Genomic DNA, 18,225 nt, shown 5'->3' on the forward strand with positions numbered 1-18,225 from the left:
CCCCATCGAAAGGAACACCATGACTGCAGACTCCAAAACCCCTGGCCGCGTACTGGTCACGGGAGGTGCCTCCGGACTGGGAGCCGCCGTCGTCGACGCCGTCCTGAAGGCAGGCGGAACACCGGTGGTGCTGGACCGCAACATCAGCAACGTGTCCGCCGTGAAGGCGTTTGAAGTGGACGTCTCGGACCGCCTGGCTGTGGAAGAGGCAGTGCGGGAAGCCGCCGAATCCATGGGCGGCCTGGACGCCGTTGTGACCGCGGCCGGCATCGACCGCTGCGGCAAGTTGGCCGACGTCGAAGCCGCCGAGTGGGAAAAGGTCATCGGGGTGAACCTGATGGGCACAGTATCGGTGGTGCGTGCCGCCCTGCCCTACCTCAAATCCACCCATGGAAGGGTACTGACGGTCGCATCCACGCTGGGCAAGCGCGCGGTGGCCGATGCAACGGCGTACTGCGCCTCCAAGTTCGGGGTGGTGGGCTTCAGCCACGCGCTCGCCGCGGAGACCGGCGGGGAAATCGGCGTCACCACCATGATCCCCGGCGGAATGAAGACGCGCTTCTTCGACGACCGCACCGAGCAGTACAAGCCCCAGGACGACTCACGCCTCAACGACCCCGGCAACGTGGCCCAGGCCATCATGTTCGCGCTGTCGCAGCCGACCGGGTGTGAAGTCCGCGAAATGCTGATTTGCCACGAGGAAGAGGGCTCCTGGCCCTAAGCCCGCAAACGGACTAAAACGGAATCGTCGGGAGGAAAACCATGCCTACAACTGCCACCGAAGTGACCACAAGCCGGGAATCAGCCGAGGGCTCCGGCATCACCATCCGCGACCCGCGCACCGGCGAAGTCCTGTGGACTGTGCCGGAAGCCGGACCCGCTGCGGTGACCCAGGCCGTGGAGGTGGCGCGAAGCGCCGCCGGTGACTGGGCTGCCACAGCCCCGGCCGAGCGGGGTGCCGCGCTCCGCACCGCCGCGAAGGCCCTCGACGCTGCGGCGGAGGAATTGGCCGGGCTCAACGCCAGCGAAACGGGACGTCCGGTCCAGGAAGCGCTGGCCGGGATTGCCGCCGGTGTCTCCACCCTGGAACAGTACGCTGAACTGGGCCCGGTGCACCGCGGCCACAGCCTGCGGGGCAACCGGCTTGCCTCTGACTACACAGTGGCGGAACCGAGGGGCGTGGCCGTCCTCCTGACTCCGTGGAACGATCCCGTGGCCGTGGCCTGCGGCCTGATCGGTGCAGCGCTGGTCACCGGCAACACCGTCATCCACAAACCCAGCGAGCGCTGCCCGCGCCTGGGGGAGGCACTTGGCGAGGTCCTGGCGCCGGCCTTCCCGCCGGGCGTGTTCCTGACTCTCTCCGGCGGAGCGGACGTCGGTGCGCTCCTGTCCCAGGCGGAAGTGGATGTGCTGGCGCATGTGGGTTCCAGTGCGTCCGGTGCCCGGATCGCCCGTGCGGGCGCCTTGACCGGAGCCCACGTCATCAGGGAAAACGGCGGAAATGATCCCCTGCTGGTGGACCGCGACGTGGACCCGGCGTGGGCGGCTGAGCAGGCTGCAATCGGTGCCTTCAGCAACAGCGGCCAGATCTGCGTGGCCGTCGAGCGGATTTATGTGCACGAGGCCATCGCCGCCGAGTTCTGCGCTGCGCTTGAAGCGGAAGCGGCATTGCGCAACAGCAACGGCACGGTGGCTCCGCTGGTTGACCTGCGGATGCGGGATGAAGTCCACGCCCAGGTCACGGACGCCCTCAACCAGGGTGCACGGGTGGTGGAGGGCGGTGTCCTTCCGGACGGGCAGGGCTCCTTCTACCCGGCCACCGTATTGCTTGATTGCACCGGGCAGATGCAGGTGATGACGGAGGAAACCTTCGGCCCGGTTGCCCCGGTACAGGTGGTCAAAACGTTCGACGACGGCCTGCGCCTGGCCTGCAGCGGCAAGTACGGCCTGGCCGCCACAGTCCTGACCGGCAACATGGCCCACGTCCAGCAGGCCGTTGCGTCCCTGCCTGTGGGCACCGTAAAGATCAACGAGGTTTTCGGCGGCGCGCCCGGCGGGGCGGCCCAGCCACGCGGCGAGAGCGGGCACGGATTCGGCTACGGGCCCGAACTGCTGGATGAGTTCAGTCAGGTGAAGGTGGTGCACATCGCGGCTCCTCCTGCTGCTGCCATGCGCGGGGCCGGGCCGGAAGAATCCGCGGGGGACGAAGCCATTGAAGAACAGGACCAGCAATGAGCATGTCCCCGGAAACCGTGGACCTCTCCAGCCAGCGGGCGTTGTCCGAATGGCTCCCAGGGAGGCTGGCAGCGGAAGAACCACGCATCCTGGTGATCGGCGACGTGATGCTGGACGGCTGGTGGAGCGGCAGCATCGAACGGCTTTGCCGGGAGGCTCCGGCCCCGGTGGTGGACATCCAGGCCCGGGAATCAGTGCCCGGTGGTGCCGCCAATACCGCCATGAACCTGGCCGCCCTGGGTGCCAGGGTCTCGGTGGCGGGGATCATCGGGTCCGACGACGCCGGAGTGGACCTGAAGAACCAGCTGGTGGCCGCCGGCATCGACGTCCGCCACCTGCACTCCCACCCGGACATGGTGACCACCACCAAGATCCGGATCAGCAGCGGCGGCCAGGTGATGCTCCGCCTCGACGACTCCGCCAAAACCGTGCCGGACGATGCGCTGGCCGCGCTCGCGGCCTCGGTGCGTGCCGCCGTCGAACGCCAGGACGCTGTGCTGGTATGCGACTACGGAACAGGCGTCCTGGCGGATCCGGTGCATGCCGTGTTGGTGGACGCCCTTGCCGCAGGCCCTCGGCGCGGGGACGGTAAAAGGCGCAGCCCATTGGTCGTGGTCGACTCCCACGACCCGCGCCCGTGGGCGCCGCTGCGTCCGGACCTGGTGACGCCGAATGCCCAGGAAACCGCGCGGATGCTGGACAGGCGGCTTCCCGACGGCCAGGAGCGGGTTGAAGCCGTGGGCGGACACGCCGACGCGCTGCTGGCGGCCACCGGTGCCCGGGCCGTGGTGGTCACACTGGACCGCGACGGCACAGTGCTCCTGACTTCCGATGGCGTCAGGCACCGGACGTGGGCGCGCCCGGCAGCGGAGAAGCAGGCATCCGGCGCGGGCGACACCTTCGTTGCAGCTCTTACGCTGGCCCGATCGGCCGGACTTCCGCTCACGGCGAGCCTGGACCTGGCGCAGTCCGCTGCCGACGTGGTGGTGCACCAGCCGGGCACATCGGTCTGCAGCACCGAACAGCTCAGCCGCTACCTGCGGGCATTCGCGGATACGGCGCTGGGTGCGGACGAACTGGAACGGCAGATTGAGGTGCACAGGGCACAGGGGCAACGGATTGTGCTGACCAACGGCTGCTTCGATGTCCTGCACAGCGGCCATACCCGCTATCTCAACCAGGCCAAGCAGTTGGGCGACATCCTGGTGGTGGCCCTCAACAGTGACGAGTCGGTCCGTCGGCTCAAGGGCTCGGGCCGGCCCATCAACTCAGTGGCCGACCGCGCAGCCGTGGTGGCGGCCCTGAGCTGTGTGGACTACGTAACGGTCTTTGACACGCCCACGGCAGCGCCCCTCATCAAGCAGCTTCGGCCCGAGGTGTACGCCAAGGGCGGGGACTACACCCCGGAAATGCTGGCGGAAACCCCCGCAGTTGAGGAGTACGGCGGCCGGGTGGCCATCCTGGACTATGTGGCGGAACGGTCCACCACCGCCGTCGTGAACCGTATCCGGGACGGGCAGGGCGCCGCGACGGCGACGTGAGGCATTGTGCCCGGGGCCCTGGTGGCGGGGGCGTTCGTCTAGGGTTGAAGCATGACTGAGGCGCGGCACGGGTAATGGCGAAACGCGGGAAGTCAGGAGGCCGGGCAGGCCGTCCGACGGCGGGCGTCGTGGAAGTGCCGAAGGGAACCAGGCCAAACGGTCCTGTGGAGGGTGTCTATTACATCGATACCGGTGACTGCGAGCTGATTGCGGACCAGGACAATTCCACCGGCTGGCTCCTGAAGATTAACGGCGTCATGAGCTCGCACATCGACCTCGCGGACCCGCTTTTCCTGGACTTCGAGTACATGCGCTGGATGGCGGCGCTCATCGAGTCGCGCTGGCCGCCGTCGTCCACATCTCCTGCCGGCCCGTCCTTAGCGACTGCCGGCCCCTCCCCACGGCTGCGCGGGTTGCACCTGGGCGGCGGCGCCTGTTCGCTTGCGCGCTACTTCGCCGCCGTCTACCCGGACGCCCGGCAGGTGGTGGTGGAACTGGACGGGAAGCTCGCAGAATACGTGCGCGGGTGGTTCGACCTGCCCAAGGCGCCCCTGCTCCGCCTGCGGGTGGGGGAGGCCCGTGAGGTGACGGAAACCCTCACGGCCGACACACGGGACTTCATCATTCGGGACGTCTTTGCCGGTGCCCTGACTCCCCGTTCCCTGACCACCGCGGAGTTCACCCAGCATGTGCGGCGGGTCCTGGCCCCGGGCGGCCTCTATGTGGTGAACTCCGGTGACGCCCTGGACCTGAAGAGCGCGCGCGAGGACGCCGCCACCATCGCGGCCACTTTCAAACACACCGTCATCATCGCGGACCCCGCCATGCTGAAGGGCCGGCGTTACGGAAACATGGTGATGGCCGGCAGCGATGTTCCCTTCGCGGATGACCCGCAGCTTGCCCGCCGGCTCCTGGGCGGGGCCGTTCCGGCGCACCTGTGGGACGACGCGCAGGTCCGCGCTTTCGCCACAGGGTCGCCGGTCCGCCACGATCCCGCCCCGGGGGTCGGACCTCCCGGAAACGCTTAGCCCCTGCCCAGCAGTTTTTCCCGGTGCGCGGCCATCTGCTCCCGCAGCGCCTGGACCACAGCCGCGACGGCGGGCCGCCGGAAAGAATCGGGCCGGAGCACCATCCAGTAGGGGAGCAGTTCGGCGATCTCGCCGGGCAGCAGCCGGACCAGGTCATCGTGAAGGTCAGCCATGAAGCAGGGCAGGAACCCAATGCCGGCTCCGGCCCGGGTGGCCTCCACATGGACGAAGACGTTGGTTGACGTCAGCCCGTCCCGCATGGCAGGAACCAGCCGCCGCGGCGCGTCCAGGTCGTCCACCTGCAGCATCGAGTCCACGAAGTACACCAGGGGATGCCCATTGAGCTCCGCAACGCCGGCCGGTGTCCCGTGCTCGGCGAGGTAGGCCCGCGAGGCATACATCCCCAGCATGTAGTCGCCCAGCCGGATAGCCTCTGCACGGTGCACCTGCGGCTCGCCCACCACCACCTCGATGTCCAGCCCGGAGCGCTGCTGCAGCGCCCGCCGGGTCATGGTCACCACCTCCACGCTCAACCCGGGGTGCTCGCGGCGCAGCCGCGCCACGGCAGGGGCAGCGATATAGGCGCTGAACCCGTCCGTGGCTGTCATGCGCACGACGCCGGTAATGGGGTCCGGTGCCTTCCCCGCCGGCCCCAGCGTGCCCAGGACCGCCTCCACCTGCTCCGCAACGCGCACTGCCTGCTGGCCAAGCTCGGTCAGCTCCCAGCCACCTGTCGCCCTCGCCAGGACTCTTCCGCCCAGCGCCTTCTCCAGCGCGGCGATCCGGCGGGAAACGGTGGTGTGGTTCAGGCCCAATGTCTGGGCCGCCGTCGTAAATTTGGCGGAGCGGGATACCGCGAGCAGGACCAGAAGGTCGTCCGGATTGGCGTTCATATCTGCAATTGTGCACATAGTTGGTGCCGCTTTGGTCATTGAAGCGACATGTTTGTGCAGCAATACTCAGGAAAGTCAGGGACGGCTTCCGGCTGCCAGGCACTGAGCGGCCTGGCCGTTGCACCGATTGACTACGCGCACGATGGGAACAGGAATGGAACACAACTTGAATGGGCGCAAGGCACTTGTCACCGGCGGTGCCAGCGGCATCGGCGCTGCGTGCGTGCGGGAACTTGCGTCCCGCGGGGCGAAGGTGGTGGTGGCCGACGTCGACTCCGCCGGTGCCGCAACCCTCGCCGATGAGGTGGGCGGCACCGCCTGGGCCGTGGACCTGCTGGACGTGGACTCACTCGCCACCCTGAGCCTGGACTGCGACATCCTGGTGAACAACGCCGGGATCCAGCGCATCAGCCCCATCCAGGAGTTCGATCCCGTCCACTTCCGGCGGATCCTCACCCTGATGCTGGAGGCGCCGTTCCTGCTCATCCGGGCAGCCCTGCCGCACATGTATGCCAATAAGTTCGGGCGCATTATCAATGTGTCCTCGGTGCACGGCATCCGCGCCTCCCCGTTCAAGAGTGCCTACGTCTCCGCGAAGCACGGCCTGGAAGGACTAAGCAAGGTGACGGCCCTGGAGGGCGGAGAGCACGGGGTAACCTCCAACTGCATCAATCCCGGCTACGTCCGTACGCCGTTGGTGGAGAAGCAGTTGGCTGACCAGGCCTCGGTACACGGCATCCCGGAATCCGAGGTACTGGCCAAGGTCATGCTCACCGAGTCAGCCATCAAGCGCTTGGTGGAGCCTGAGGAAGTGGCGTCGCTGGTTGCCTGGCTTTCGTCCAGCCATGCCGGCATGGTCACCGGCGCCAGCTACACCATGGATGGTGGCTGGTCCGCCCGGTAGAGGACGCCTTGCCTGAAGATCCCGCAGCCGGGCTGGCCGCATCACCGCGGCTAGTCCAGCTGCTTCAGCTGTCGATGGTCGTAGAAGAAGACGCCGTGGGCAGTCTCCACCCCCACCGACGTTCCCTGCCGGGATACGATGACGCCCTCCCGCCTGCCGTTGAACGGATCGTCGCCTACTACCGCGTCCCCTATGCGGTAGGGCGAGCGCGGCCCAAAGCGCTTTTGCACCCTGTTACGGGTCCTGCCCCACGTTCTCATCACGGCGGTAGCCAGGCTGATGGGGCGGCCCATGCCGGACATATCTTCTACAGAGCCCTTGACCATGCGTACCAACTCCTCGGACGGCGAAATGCCGCTTCCTGGCGGTGCTGGTTGCCGGAAGTCTCACAGCAGAGGATGGTCCTCCTATTCCGGCCGGCACCTTACGCCAAAGCTATGCGCTATTCACATCAGTCACACCAGTAACAGGTACTCGTTTTTTGGGAAGCCACTACTTGCCAACCCGAGTACCGGCCTTTTCGGGATCAAGTGGGCTGGTAGAGGTCAGCGGGGTCCGTTGATGATGTCCTCGGCGTTGTCGAACGCCCAGCCAACAAGCGGAACGAGCAATGCGCTGAGCTCGTAGCCCTTCTCAGTAAGGCTGTAATCCACCCGCGGCGGAATGACCGGCTGGGCGTGCCGGCTGACCAGGCCGTCGCGTTCAAGTGTCTTGAGCGTCTGGGCGAGCATCTTCTCGCTGATGCCTTCGGCCCGCCGTCGTAATTCGCTCCACCGCTGCTCGCCTTCGGACAATGACAGCAGGATCAGCACGCCCCATTTACTGGTGATGTGGTCCAGCAGGGTCCGGCTGGGGCACCCGGCCGGGAAGACGCCGTCGGCAAAATTCATGGGCAGGGGAGACGGATGCGTTGTTGCTTCCATGCGTCCAGCTTACCGCGGGGTCAGTACCTTACTTCAAAGTGCGTACTCTTTTCTGGGAAGTAATGCTGCCATTGCCTGGTTATGCCCTTTGACAACCCCGTACTTCCCGAAAGGATTACTCGTGAGCATCGTTATAACAGGAGCTACCGGACAGCTTGGCCGCCACGTCATTGAGGCTCTGCTGGAGCGCAACGTTCCCGCCAGCGACATCGTCGCGACCGGCCGTTCGGTGCACAAACTGGCGGACTTCGCCGGGCAGGGCGTCCAGGTCCGCGCCATTGACTACTCGGACCCCACCTCCGTGGCCGCGGTCCTCAAGGGAGCCCGTCGGGTACTCCTGATCTCGGGCACGGACATAGGCCAGCGGGTGGAACAGCACCGCACTGTCATTGAGGCCGCCAAGGCCGAAGGCGTGGAGTTGCTTGCTTACACCAGCATTGCCAACGCCGATACCACCGGCATGAAACTGGCGGCCGAGCACCAGGCTACCGAGGCCGTTCTTCGCGAATCCGGTGTCCCCTTCGTTCTGCTCCGCAACGGATGGTACCTGGAGAACTACACCGACCAACTGCCCGGGACCCTGGCGCAGGGCGCCCTCTCAGGCAGCGCCGGCGACGGCAAGGTCAGCGGTGCGGCCCGGGCCGACTACGCCCACGCAGCCGCAGCTGTGCTGGTAGCCGACGGCCAGGCCGGCAAGGTGTATGAGCTGGGCGGGGACGAAGCGTTCACCATGGCCGATCTCGCGGCCGAAATCACCGCCGCGACGGGCAAGGGCATCACCTACAACAACCTGCCTGCCGAGGACTACGCCGGCCTGCTGAAGGGTGTTGGTATTCCCGGAGCTTTCGCAGAGATCCTGGCAGATTCAGACCTGGGTATTGCCCGCGGCGACCTCCTGGTCAGCACGGGTGACCTTCGCAAGCTGATCGGCCGCCCGGCCACGTCACTTGCCGAGGCTCTGCGGTCCGCCGCAGCTTCGGCCTAGACGGAAATGGGAAGGTGTCCGGTCCCCGCGGGGACCGGGCACCTTTTTGCGTCGTTGGGATCGATGTTGGAGTGGGGCGTGTCAGTTGCCTGTCTTGGAGCTCAGGACTTGCTGCCGGTCAGGCCTTGACTGGATGCCGGCTTTTCCTTACGTTTGGGGCCTGCTCTTGAGCCCGACGAATGAGACAGAACTGCCTGAGGATGTATCCCTGTACCAGCAGGTCGAAGGAGATCGAGCATGAAAGCTGTCGTGCAGGACGTCTATGGATCAGCAGATGAGCTCGAGCTGCGCGACGTAACCCGGCCCGTGCCAACGAAGGGTGAAGTACTTATCCGGGTGCGGGCGGCCGGCGTCGACCAGGGGGTGTGGCACCTGATGACCGGGCTGCCGTTCCTGATTCGGCTCTTCGGCTATGGACTCAGGAAGCCCAAGGTTCCCGTGCGCGGCCGTGAAGTGGCCGGCATTGTGGAGGCTGTGGGAGCGGGGGTAAGCCGCTTCCGGGCAGGTGATGAAGTGTACGGAACCTGTGAAGGGTCCTTCGCGGAATATGTCTGCGCGAAGGAGGACAAAGTGGCGCCGAAGCCCGCGAATCTTACGTTCGAGGAAGCGGCCGCGGCACCCATTTCCGGCGTCACTGCCCTTCAGGCTGTCCGGGATGCGGGGGAGGTAACCGTGGGCCAGAAGGTGCTGGTTATTGGAGCGGGCGGGGGAGTGGGGTCCTTTGCCGTTCAGTTGGCCAAAGCCTTTGGGGCTGAGGTAACCGGAGTCTGCGGTACCGGCAAGGTGGATTTTGTCCGGTCCCTGGGCGCTGATGCAGTTATCGACTACACCAAGGAGGACATATCCAGCGCCGGGGTGCGGTACGACGTCATCCTGGATACGGCCGGCAACAGGCCGTTGTCCATCCTGCGGCGCGTGCTCGCGGCAAAGGGGACGCTGGTCCTCATTGGAGGCGAAAGGGGTGGCAAGCTGACCGGCGGCTTTGAGCGCTCACTCGGTGCGCCCTTTGTTTCGCTTTTCTCCGGCCAGAAATTCAAAGGGCTCGTCTCTAAGGAAACCCACCTGGATCTTGAGGCCCTGACTTCGCTGATTGAAGCCGGCAGCGTGAAGCCGGCGCTGGACAAGGTCTTTCCCCTTGCTGAAGCTCCGGCCGCCATTACCTACCTGCGTGCGGGGCGAAGCCGCGGCAAAGTTGTTGTCAGCGTCTGACGCGGCTGCGGGGCTCTGACGGTATTGGGATGTAGCTCCTTCTCTCGTTTCAGAGGACATGGACACCCTGCGTTTTTGTCAGACCCTCCGGGGATGCTTTGGGTATGGAAATGAACCCGGTGGTGGTGGAGGCGGAGGAAGCGGTTGAGGCTTCGGTCGCTGCCTTTGCTGCTGTCTTGACGGGCAGGGAGGTTGCCCCGTCCGGTGCTGCTGGCGGACCTGATGAGGGAGCCGGGTGCTGGGCTGCGGTCGGGACCAATGATGGGCTGCAGCGTCTTGCTGATGGGGCGTTGGATGCCCTTGCCGCGGTGGCCCGGTCGGAAGCGAAGCTGGCGGCAGTAAAAGCGCAGGCCGTGAGCCTGTCAAGTTGTTTGTGTAAGTGAGGTGGAGTCTTATCGGTTGAGGTAGGGCCCGAGTCTGTCGGGGTAGTTCAGGACGAGGACGCCAAGGGCCTCACTCCATCCTTGCGTGAAGGTTCCTTCGATAAGTTTTTCGACTGTCTTGGAACGGTTTCCCCGGGCCTTGCCTTCGAGTCTCGCGCGGTCGCTGGCGCGTTTGTCTTCGATGTTGCAGATGGCCAGCCAGAGGAGTTTCACGGCAGCCTGGTCGTTGGGAAAGTGCCCGCGGTTCTTGATGATCTTGCGTAGCTGGTAGTTCAGCGACTCGATCGCGTTGGTGGTGTAGATGATGCGCCTAACCGGTGGGGGGAAGGCCAGGAATGGGATGAATTTCTCCCAGCCGTTGCGCCAGGTCCGGACCGTTGCGGGGTATTTCCTGCCGAGGTCGGAGGCCTCGAACGCGTCCAGGGCGTCTTGGGCGGCCTCGGCTGTCGGGGCGGTGTACACCGGCCGCAGCGCGGAAGCGACCTTCCTGCGGTCCTGGTAGCCGATGAAGCGCATCGAGGCCCGGATCAGGTGCACGACGCAGGTCTGGACGGTCGCGGCCGGCCATGTCGCTGCGATGGCCTCGGGGAAGCCGGTGAGTCCGTCGCAGCAGACAATCAGTACGTCCTTCACGCCGCGGTTGGCCAGTTCGGCGCAGACCCCGGCCCAGAACCTCGCGCCCTCGGTGGCTTCGACCCAGATGCCCAGGACGTGCTTGATGCCGTCCATGTCCACGCCCACCGCGATGTGCGCGGCACGGTTCTGCACCTGGTGTCCGTCCCGGACTTTGACGACGATCGCGTCCAGGTACAGGATCGGATACAGCGGCTCCAGAGGCCGTTTCTGCCATTCCATGACCTCATCCAGGACCGCGTCGGTGATCTTGGAAATCGTCTCGTGTGAAAGCTCGGTCCCCAGCGTGGATTGCAGATGATGGGCAATGTCCCGCACCGTCATCCCACCGGCGTAAAGGCTGATGATCATGTCATCCAGGCCCCCGGTGCGGCGGGCACCTTTCGGGACCAGATGCGGGGTGAACGACCCGTCGCGGTCCCTTGGCACGGCCAGATCCACGTCCCCGGCGGAGGTCCCCAGCGTCTTGGCATACGACCCGTTCCGGGAGTTGGGCAGGAAACGGCCGATCGGATCGCCCTTGTCATAGCCCAAATGCCCGGAGAGCTCGGCCTGCAATCCGCGTTCCAGGGAGGCCTTGATCAGCTGCTGGATGAAACCGTCCTTGCCATCGAGTTCGAGCTGGCCGGAATCGATCTGCGCCATCAGCTCATCAAACGCGCCGGAAGCCTTCAGCGCATCCATGCTGCCGGCCGCCGCTGCACGACGGGCCAGGTCCTCCGCCAGCTCTTCACGGGGTTTCGTCATAGCCACAATGATTCTCCAATCATCCAGCGACTACAGCTCTCCTACACAAACAATCTGACACCCCCCAGGCCGTGGCGGTGCTCGCCGAGGCCACCAGGTCGCTGAATTCTCCAGCCCGGTCGCCGCAGGAGGCCACAGCGCAGGAGCGGAACCTGGTGGCCGAGGTCGGGTGCGTACTGGCCATCGGTGACCGGGCCGCGGGTGCCCTGCTGGGCGAGTCCCATGCCCTGACCACGTCGTTGCCCCGCACGCTGGCCGCCCTGCAGGCCGGGACGATCTCCTGGCAGTACGCCCGGACCATGGTCGAGCAAACCCTGAGCCTTGGCCCTGCCGCGGCCGCCGCCCTGGAGGCGCACTTCCTGGACCCCGAGGCGCCCAACGCCGACCGCGGGTGTCCGGTCGGGCAGATGCCGGCGTACCGTTTCAAGGCCAAAGCCAGGATCTGGCGCGAACGCCACCACCTGGAGAGCCTGGAGAAGCGCCACGTCAGGTCCGTCGCTGACCGGCGGGTGGAACACTGCCCGGACCATGACGGGATGGCCTGGATCTCAGCCTGCCTGCCGGCGGTCACCGCCGAAGCGATCTGGAACCGGCTCACGGCCCTTTCCAGAGGAATGCAGGGACCTGACGAGCACCGCACACTTTCCCAGCTGCGGGCCGACGAATTCTCCTCAACACTCCTCACCGGCGCAAACAATACCGGCGGAAACAATGCCCGCGCTGCCGCTGCCGGTGCCAACGCCGACGGCGACGGGGACGGGGAAGGCGCAGGTCCCGGGCCGTTATCTTCGATCCGGCCGCAGGTGCTGGTCACCGTTCCCGTGTTCTCGCTGCCGGGCCTGACCGACGAGCCGGCGACCCCCGAAGGGTACGGGCCGATCCCCGCCTCGATGGCCAGGGACCTCGTCGCCGGGGGTGCGGACTCCTTCCACCGGGTGCTGGTGGACCCGAGGGACGGCGTGCCCCTGGAAATCGGCCGGACCAGTTACCGGGTCATCAAAGCCATGCGGAACTGGCTGCAGATGCGGGACGGCAAATGCCCGTTCCCCGGCAGCAGCAACCACTCCCTCGACAACGACGCCGACCACCTCCTCGCCTGGCACAAGGGCGGTACCACCGGGATCAGCAACCTCGGCCAGCCCTGCCCCAAACACCACAAGCTCCGACACACCAGCGCCTGGAAACCCACACGAACCACCAAAAACGAACCACCCGGCTGGATCTCCCCCATGGGCCCGCACTACAAAAGCGAACACCAGGACTGGGAACCACCACACTGGCCACCAGCGCTCCGCGAATCGGAAACCTCGCCTCCCTGGAAACTTCCTGCTGCCAACCTTCCAGCGGCTGTGCACCTGCAGCTGCCGGCACTCCAGCCTCAGGATTCCCCGCTTCATTCTGATCCGTGGGCGGATGTTGCACCCGGCGACCTTTTAACCGCCGATGATTTTTCACCTGAAGAGCTCCGGTGGGAGGACCTTCATGACGTACCTGAAGTCCTGCCCGTCGACCCGTTCGGGGACTGGGAGTTGTTCCTGGCCTCGGAAGCAGTCCTCCGACTCTAAAGCTGCGCGAACTCTGCCCAAAAGCCAGCTTTGAGGACCGAATGCGGCCAGGCCACATGTACACCCAGGCTGCACGTCCAGGCCTGCTGCAGCGCCCACCCACTCCAAAGCCGCTTCTGTCTGGAATATCAGACAGAAGCACAGTCTTCGTTCGGCCGTTGGCGACGGTGAGGGTGCATGGTTAAGTACGGGATCCCGGATAGGTCGGGGGCCACGTGAGGCATTAAGGAGCATACGGTGTTAGCTACGGAAGCAGGACCGCAAGCCATCGGCGCAACAAGCGTGGCACCTAAGGTGGCATCCAAAGTCCCGGCCGCCGAGAACACCCTGCGCATCCTCAAACTGTTGGCATCACGCCGGGGACCCATGGCGGCGTCGCAAATTGCTTCTTCCCTGGGCCTGCCACGGTCCAGTGTGTACCACCTGCTGGGCGTGATGGAGGCAAACGGATTTGTGCTCCATCTCCATGAAGAGCAGCGGTATGGGCTCGGCATCAGTGCCTTCGAGCTGAGTTCTGCATACTCGCGGCAGGAACCGTTGTCCCGCCTCGGACGCCCATTGCTCGCCTCCCTCGTGGACGCCCTCGGGGAGAGCGCGCACCTGGCAGTGCTCCACGGCCGGGACGTCCTGTACATCGTGGAGGAGCGGGCTAAAAACCGCCCTTCCCTGGTGACCGATGTCGGCGTTCGACTCCCCAGCCACCTCACCGCCAGCGGACGGGCCATCCTTGCGGCACTGCCCAAGTCCCAGGTGCGGGCGTTGTACCCCAACGCCGCTGCCTTCACCGCCCGGCACGAGGTGGAAGGGGCCATCATGAAGTACTCGGCCCTGTCCTCCCACCTCGACCAGGTAAGGCAACGCGGATACGCCACCGAACATGGCGAGGTCACTCCCGGCTTTGGCTCCATAGCCGCCGCCGTGACAGACCACCTTGGATGGCCCACGGCGGCTGTTGCGGTCACCTTCCTGGAGGACAAGTTGCAGGCCGACGAATGGCCGGTCCTGGCAGCACGCGTCCAAAAGGTCGCAGACGAGCTTTCGGTCCGCATCCACGGCCGCCCCGGAAAGTAACCGACCCTCCTGCCACCTGCGCTGCCAGTTATGGCTCCTGTTCAACCCCTTTCGGGCGTCCATGGAGACAGTGCGAACACGGTGGGAGGAGCGTCTGGCATACCGGACACCGTCCTTCCGAAACCCCTATAAAGCCCGCCCGCCAAGGGCTTTAGTTGATACAGAACTTCTCCTGCACCACAGACGCACGATGAAAAGGAGCCCATCATGGCACCCGCCGATTTCACCACCGGTGCCCGCCCGGTCAAAGCAGCCCGCGGCACCGAGCTCACCGCCAAGAGCTGGCAGACCGAAGCACCGCTGCGCATGCTGATGAACAACCTGGACCCGGAGGTTGCCGAGCGTCCGGACGACCTGGTGGTCTACGGCGGCACCGGCCGTGCAGTGCGTTCGTGGGCCGCGTTCGACGCCATCACCCGCACCCTCGAAACCATGGAGAAGGACGAGACGCTGCTGGTCCAGTCCGGCAAACCCGTGGGCGTCTTCCGCACCAATGAGTGGGCCCCGCGCGTCCTGCTGGCCAACTCCAACCTGGTGGGGGACTGGGCAACGTGGCCCGAGTTCCGCCGGCTCGAGGCCGAAGGCCTCATGATGTACGGGCAGATGACCGCGGGCTCCTGGATCTACATCGGCACCCAGGGCATCCTGCAGGGCACTTTCGAGACCTTCGCCGCGATCGCGCGCAAGCTCACGGGCGATGAGAACGGCACCCTCGCAGGCACCCTTACCCTCACCGGCGGCTGCGGTGGCATGGGCGGCGCCCAGCCCCTCGCCGTCACCCTGAACGATGGCGCCTGCCTCATTGTCGACGTCGATGAGACCCGCCTGCGCCGCCGCGCCGGAAAGCGCTACCTGGATGAGGTGGAAACCGATCTCGACGCCGCCATTGCCAAGGTGCTCAAAGCCAAGGAAGAGCGCCGCGGCTGGTCCGTCGGCTACGTCGGCAACGCTGCCGAGGTGTTTCCTGAGATCCTGCGCCGGCACAAGGCGGGCGAACTGGCCGTGGACATCGTGACGGACCAGACCTCCGCCCACGATCCGCTGAGCTACCTCCCGGAGGGCGTCTCCGTGGAGGAATGGCACCGCGAAGCCGAAGCGGACCCGGAAGGCTTCACCAAGAAGGCCCAGGCGTCCATGGCGCGGCACGTCCAGGCCATGGTGGAATTCCAGGACGCCGGAGCCGAGGTCTTCGATTATGGCAACTCCATCCGCGACGAGGCGCGCAAGGGCGGTTACACCCGGGCCTTCGAGTTCCCCGGCTTCGTCCCGGCCTACATCCGCCCGCTGTTCTGCGAGGGCCTGGGCCCGTTCCGCTGGGTGGCGCTGTCCGGGGATCCCGAAGATATCCGGGTCACCGATGAGGCCATCAAGGAACTCTTCCCGGAGAACAAGCACCTGCACCGCTGGATCGACGCCGCCCAGGAACGGGTGGAGTTCGAAGGCCTGCCCGCCCGCATCTGCTGGCTGGGCTACGGCGAACGCGCCAAGGCCGGGCTCCTCTTCAACCGGCTGGTCAAGGAAGGCAAGGTCAAGGCACCCATCGTGATCGGCCGCGACCATCTGGACTCCGGCTCCGTCGCCTCCCCCTACCGCGAAACAGAGGCCATGGCCGACGGTTCCGACGCCATCGCCGACTGGCCAATGCTGAACGCCCTGCTCAACACCGCTTCCGGTGCCACCTGGGTCTCGCTGCACCACGGCGGCGGCGTGGGCATCGGCCGATCCATCCACGCCGGCCAGGTCTCCGTCGCGGACGGCACCGACCTCGCCGCCCTGAAGCTCGAGCGCCTCCTGACCAACGACCCCGGCATGGGCGTCATCCGCCATGCCGACGCCGGCTACGACCGCGCCCTCGACGTGGCCCAGGAACGCGGCGTCCGCATCCCCATGAAGGAATCCGCAGATTCCGCAGAATCCAAGAAGTAGGAACCACAAGTGACACTCTCCACGAACTCCCTAACCTCGCACGGCCCCACCGGCTCCCAGCCTTCGCAAGCTCAGGCCGGGTCCCTCGCCGATCTGGGCCCACGGCCAGGGAACCCTGTTCGCATGGCCCCATCCCATCAACCGCTGACCGTCACCCTCGGCTCCAGCGGCGTTACGGCCGAAGATGTTGTCGCCGTCGCACGCCACAACTCCAAGGTGGCCATCGCCCCGGAAGCCCTCAACAACGTTGCCAAAGTGCGCGCCCACATTGACGGCCTCGCCTCCAGCGACGTCCCGGCCTACGGCATCTCCACGGGGTTCGGTGCCCTCGCCAACCGGCACATCCCCAACGAGCTGCGAACCCAGCTGCAGAAATCGTTGATCCGCAGCCATGCCGCGGGCATGGGCCCGGCAGTGGAACGCGAGGTGGTGCGCGGCATCATGTTCCTGCGTGCCAAAACCCTCGCCTCCGGCCGTACGGGAGTCCGTCCCGTGGTCCTGCAGACCATGGTGGATGTCCTCAACGCCGGCATCACACCGGTGGTGCGTGAATTCGGCTCCCTGGGCTGCTCCGGGGACCTTGCCCCGCTTTCGCACTGCGCCCTTGTGCTGATGGGAGAAGGGGAAGCGGAGGGGCCCGACGGCGAATTGGTCGGCGCCGCCGGCCAGCGCACCGTTGCGGAGCTGCTCGCCGAGCACGGCATTGAGCCGGTCACCCTCGCTGAGAAGGAAGGCCTGGCCCTGGTGAACGGCACCGAGGGCATGCTGGGCATGCTGCTGATGGCTATCGCAGACCTCCGCCAGTTGCTGACGACGGCGGATATCACCGCCGCGCTCAGTGTCGAGGCGCTGCTGGGGACGGACCAGGTGTTCCTGCCCGAACTCCATGCCGCCCTGCGTCCACACCCCGGACAGGCTGCAAGCGCGGACAACATGCTGCGTGTCCTGTCCGGTTCGCCCATCGTTGCCTCGCACCGGGTGGGCGATTCCCGCGTGCAGGACGCCTACTCGCTCCGTTGCGCCCCGCAGGTGGCCGGCGCCGTCAGGGACACCATCGACCACGCCGAACTGGCGGCATCCCGTGAGCTGGCCGCGGCCATCGATAACCCCGTGGTACTGCCCGACGGCCGCGTCAGTTCCAACGGCAACTTCCACGGGGCACCGGTGGCCTATGTCCTGGACTTCCTGGCCATCGCCGTAGCTGACCTCAGCTCCATCGCGGAACGGCGGACGGACCGCATGCTGGATCCCGCCCGTTCCCACGGTCTCCCGGCTTTCCTTGCGGCTGATCCCGGAGTGGACTCCGGGCTTATGATCGCCCAGTACACGCAGGCCGGCCTGGTGTCCGACAACAAGCGGCTCGCAGTCCCGGCATCCGTCGACTCCATCCCCAGCTCCGCGATGCAGGAAGATCACGTGTCCATGGGGTGGCACGCTGCCCGTAAGCTTCGCAAGGCCGTTGAAAACCTGCGCCGCGTCCTGGCCATTGAACTGGTCACCTCGGCACGGGCGCTGGACATCCGCACCCAGCTCTCCGGCGGCGTTCTGACGCCGGGAGCGGCGGGCACCGCCGTCGTCAATGCACTGCGCGAGGTAGTGGATGGGCCGGGAACGGACCGCTTCCTCTCGCCGGAGCTTGAAGCGGCAGACCGGCTGGTGGCCTCAGGGGAGGTGCGCAGGGCAGCCGAATCAGCCGTCGGCGCCCTTGCCTGACGCCGAATCATCTTCAGCATCTGCGCTGCCCCTGTCCAAGGAGTGGAATTTCCGGCAACACGGTCAGCTGTACGCCGGGGAGTGTAGTAGAACTGAAGATGTAGTAAAAGTCACATCAAAGAGGCTGTGGCGCAGAACGTATACAAAGGGGTAGAAGTTCAAATGAAAGCACGTGGGGCAGTTTTATCGAACCGCAACGCCCATTCCGCCGTGGTAGCCAACTGGAAGGCCCTCCAGGTTGGTGACCGCGTCGAGATCATCAAGCATGCGCATGTGGTCGCGGCCGGGGAGGTGGAAGAGGTGTCCCAGAGCGGAAACGTTCTGTGGCTTGTGCCGGCGGGTCCGGCGGAAAAGCAGCTCTTCCTGAAGTCCGACGGCGTGCAGGTCCGCCGCGGTTAGCAGCCACTGAAGATATAACGACGAATCCCCGCACTGCCTTGGGCAGGGCGGGGATTTGTGTTGTATGGGT

The 18,225-nt window shown here is 65.8% G+C and carries 16 protein-coding genes; 12 read left to right on the top strand and 4 right to left on the bottom strand.

The window, feature by feature from the left end:
- The first annotated feature begins 19 nt into the window (after positions 1 to 19).
- From NXY83_RS03105 to NXY83_RS03120, 4 genes are all read left to right on the top strand, one after another.
- The gene (locus NXY83_RS03105) at positions 20 to 721 is read left to right on the top strand and encodes an SDR family oxidoreductase (RefSeq protein ID WP_258804650.1); all 702 of its coding nucleotides are present in this window, start codon (positions 20 to 22) and stop codon (positions 719 to 721) included.
- A gap of 41 nt (positions 722 to 762) precedes the next feature.
- Positions 763 to 2,235 carry an aldehyde dehydrogenase family protein gene (locus NXY83_RS03110; protein ID WP_258804651.1) on the top strand — a complete coding sequence of 491 codons (1,473 nt, stop codon included), beginning with the start codon at positions 763 to 765 and terminating at the stop codon, positions 2,233 to 2,235.
- Positions 2,232 to 3,776: a D-glycero-beta-D-manno-heptose 1-phosphate adenylyltransferase gene (gene rfaE2 / locus NXY83_RS03115; RefSeq protein WP_258804652.1), complete on the top strand. Its 1,545-nt coding sequence runs from the start codon at positions 2,232 to 2,234 to the stop codon at positions 3,774 to 3,776. Before NXY83_RS03110 ends, rfaE2 begins: the two co-directional genes overlap by 4 nt.
- A 74-nt stretch (positions 3,777 to 3,850) precedes the next feature.
- On the top strand, positions 3,851 to 4,804 hold the full coding sequence (locus NXY83_RS03120) for a spermidine synthase (protein ID WP_258804653.1): 954 nt from the start codon (positions 3,851 to 3,853) through the stop codon (positions 4,802 to 4,804).
- On the opposite strand, the gene NXY83_RS03125 is transcribed toward NXY83_RS03120, so the two are convergent.
- Positions 4,801 to 5,697: a LysR family transcriptional regulator gene (locus tag NXY83_RS03125; protein WP_258804654.1), complete on the bottom strand. Its 897-nt coding sequence runs from the start codon at positions 5,695 to 5,697 to the stop codon at positions 4,801 to 4,803. The genes NXY83_RS03120 and NXY83_RS03125 overlap by 4 nt on opposite strands.
- 154 nt (positions 5,698 to 5,851) lie before the next feature.
- Between NXY83_RS03125 and NXY83_RS03130 the strand changes: the two genes are divergently transcribed.
- The gene (locus tag NXY83_RS03130) at positions 5,852 to 6,601 is read left to right on the top strand and encodes a 3-hydroxybutyrate dehydrogenase (RefSeq protein WP_258804655.1); all 750 of its coding nucleotides are present in this window, start codon (positions 5,852 to 5,854) and stop codon (positions 6,599 to 6,601) included.
- 50 nt (positions 6,602 to 6,651) lie between these two features.
- Here NXY83_RS03130 and NXY83_RS03135 read toward each other — a convergent pair whose 3' ends face one another.
- Both NXY83_RS03135 and NXY83_RS03140 read right to left on the bottom strand, forming a co-directional pair.
- Complete coding sequence (locus NXY83_RS03135) at positions 6,652 to 6,927, bottom strand: hypothetical protein (protein WP_258804656.1); 276 nt, start codon at positions 6,925 to 6,927, stop codon at positions 6,652 to 6,654.
- 219 nt (positions 6,928 to 7,146) lie between these two features.
- Entirely contained in the window at positions 7,147 to 7,524 is a 378-nt protein-coding gene (locus tag NXY83_RS03140) for a winged helix-turn-helix transcriptional regulator (RefSeq protein WP_258804657.1), read from the bottom strand.
- A 121-nt stretch (positions 7,525 to 7,645) separates the two neighbouring features.
- Between NXY83_RS03140 and NXY83_RS03145 the strand changes: the two genes are divergently transcribed.
- A complete protein-coding gene (locus tag NXY83_RS03145; protein WP_258804658.1) occupies positions 7,646 to 8,509 on the top strand; it encodes an SDR family oxidoreductase in 864 nt (287 codons plus the stop codon).
- A 237-nt stretch (positions 8,510 to 8,746) separates the two neighbouring features.
- Positions 8,747 to 9,718, top strand: coding sequence for an NAD(P)-dependent alcohol dehydrogenase (locus NXY83_RS03150; protein ID WP_258804659.1), 972 nt, complete (start codon positions 8,747 to 8,749; stop codon positions 9,716 to 9,718).
- A 392-nt stretch (positions 9,719 to 10,110) separates the two neighbouring features.
- Here the strand turns inward: NXY83_RS03150 and NXY83_RS03155 are convergent, their stop codons facing one another.
- Positions 10,111 to 11,418: an IS256 family transposase gene (locus NXY83_RS03155; RefSeq protein WP_258806047.1), complete on the bottom strand. Its 1,308-nt coding sequence runs from the start codon at positions 11,416 to 11,418 to the stop codon at positions 10,111 to 10,113.
- A 140-nt stretch (positions 11,419 to 11,558) separates the two neighbouring features.
- Here NXY83_RS03155 and NXY83_RS03160 point away from each other — a divergent pair, with 140 nt between their 5' ends.
- The 5 genes from NXY83_RS03160 (at position 11,559) to NXY83_RS03180 (ending at position 18,155) form a co-directional block, all read left to right on the top strand.
- The gene (locus tag NXY83_RS03160) at positions 11,559 to 13,046 is read left to right on the top strand and encodes an HNH endonuclease signature motif containing protein (protein WP_258806048.1); all 1,488 of its coding nucleotides are present in this window, start codon (positions 11,559 to 11,561) and stop codon (positions 13,044 to 13,046) included.
- A gap of 237 nt (positions 13,047 to 13,283) precedes the next feature.
- Positions 13,284 to 14,117 (top strand): IclR family transcriptional regulator, encoded by an 834-nt coding sequence (locus tag NXY83_RS03165; protein WP_397427554.1) that lies wholly within the window; start codon positions 13,284 to 13,286, stop codon positions 14,115 to 14,117.
- A 207-nt stretch (positions 14,118 to 14,324) separates the two neighbouring features.
- Positions 14,325 to 16,043, top strand: coding sequence for a urocanate hydratase (locus NXY83_RS03170; RefSeq protein WP_258804660.1), 1,719 nt, complete (start codon positions 14,325 to 14,327; stop codon positions 16,041 to 16,043).
- Positions 16,044 to 16,166: 123 nt separating this feature from the next.
- Complete coding sequence (gene hutH, locus NXY83_RS03175; RefSeq protein WP_258804661.1) at positions 16,167 to 17,756, top strand: histidine ammonia-lyase; 1,590 nt, start codon at positions 16,167 to 16,169, stop codon at positions 17,754 to 17,756.
- A gap of 162 nt (positions 17,757 to 17,918) precedes the next feature.
- On the top strand, positions 17,919 to 18,155 hold the full coding sequence (locus NXY83_RS03180) for a hypothetical protein (protein ID WP_258804662.1): 237 nt from the start codon (positions 17,919 to 17,921) through the stop codon (positions 18,153 to 18,155).
- The last annotated feature ends 70 nt before the right edge of the window (positions 18,156 to 18,225 follow it).

The organism is Pseudarthrobacter sp. NS4 (assembly GCF_024758005.1).
Classification (GTDB): domain Bacteria; phylum Actinomycetota; class Actinomycetes; order Actinomycetales; family Micrococcaceae; genus Arthrobacter.

Excerpts from the sequence above, each read along its gene's own strand:
- NXY83_RS03140 (WP_258804657.1), bottom strand. The coding sequence starts at position 7,524 with ATGGAAGCAACAACGCATCCGTCTCCCCTGCCCATGAATTTTGCCGAC.
- NXY83_RS03105 (WP_258804650.1), top strand. The coding sequence starts at position 20 with ATGACTGCAGACTCCAAAACCCCTGGCCGCGTACTGGTCACGGGAGGT.
- NXY83_RS03130 (WP_258804655.1), top strand. The coding sequence starts at position 5,852 with ATGGAACACAACTTGAATGGGCGCAAGGCACTTGTCACCGGCGGTGCC.
- NXY83_RS03150 (WP_258804659.1), top strand. The coding sequence starts at position 8,747 with ATGAAAGCTGTCGTGCAGGACGTCTATGGATCAGCAGATGAGCTCGAG.
- NXY83_RS03110 (WP_258804651.1), top strand. The coding sequence starts at position 763 with ATGCCTACAACTGCCACCGAAGTGACCACAAGCCGGGAATCAGCCGAG.
- NXY83_RS03120 (WP_258804653.1), top strand. The coding sequence starts at position 3,851 with ATGGCGAAACGCGGGAAGTCAGGAGGCCGGGCAGGCCGTCCGACGGCG.
- NXY83_RS03125 (WP_258804654.1), bottom strand. The coding sequence starts at position 5,697 with ATGAACGCCAATCCGGACGACCTTCTGGTCCTGCTCGCGGTATCCCGC.
- hutH (WP_258804661.1), top strand. The coding sequence starts at position 16,167 with ATGGCCCCATCCCATCAACCGCTGACCGTCACCCTCGGCTCCAGCGGC.
- NXY83_RS03135 (WP_258804656.1), bottom strand. The coding sequence starts at position 6,927 with ATGGTCAAGGGCTCTGTAGAAGATATGTCCGGCATGGGCCGCCCCATC.
- rfaE2 (WP_258804652.1), top strand. The coding sequence starts at position 2,232 with ATGAGCATGTCCCCGGAAACCGTGGACCTCTCCAGCCAGCGGGCGTTG.
- NXY83_RS03180 (WP_258804662.1), top strand. The coding sequence starts at position 17,919 with ATGAAAGCACGTGGGGCAGTTTTATCGAACCGCAACGCCCATTCCGCC.
- NXY83_RS03170 (WP_258804660.1), top strand. The coding sequence starts at position 14,325 with ATGGCACCCGCCGATTTCACCACCGGTGCCCGCCCGGTCAAAGCAGCC.
- NXY83_RS03155 (WP_258806047.1), bottom strand. The coding sequence starts at position 11,418 with ATGGATGCGCTGAAGGCTTCCGGCGCGTTTGATGAGCTGATGGCGCAG.